The organism is Mesorhizobium sp. M8A.F.Ca.ET.218.01.1.1, from assembly GCF_004791165.1.
Classification (GTDB): Bacteria; Pseudomonadota; Alphaproteobacteria; order Rhizobiales; family Rhizobiaceae; genus Mesorhizobium.
Genome location: NZ_SRUZ01000241.1, coordinates 1 through 278, shown reverse-complemented (window position 1 = coordinate 278; position 278 = coordinate 1). Strand labels below are relative to the sequence as shown.

At 64.7% G+C, this 278-nt stretch carries 1 pseudogene; it reads right to left on the bottom strand.

Annotated elements, in window-relative coordinates:
- A pseudogene (locus EN861_RS35795) lies at positions 1–278 on the bottom strand (hypothetical protein); the annotation flags it as partial.

Sequence of the window (278 nt, the reverse complement as noted above, 5' to 3'; positions counted from 1 at the left end):
TTGCGCTGCAGGGTGCGGCCGAGGAACTCGGGAACGCCCTTGCCCTTCCAATCCTTCTCGAAGACGATGTATTCCATGCCGACGAGCTGCATGGAGCCGTCCGGCTCCGGCTCGTAGGTCAGCACGTCCGGCTCGGCGAGCACGAGCTTGCCATCGCCGGCACGGCCCGGATGGATGAAGTGGACCCCCATCGTGCCGTGCTCGTCATGCGTCGTGCATTCGAAGAGCTGCTGGTAGCCTTCGGCCTTGGCGACCTCGATGTTGACGTACCTGGCCGC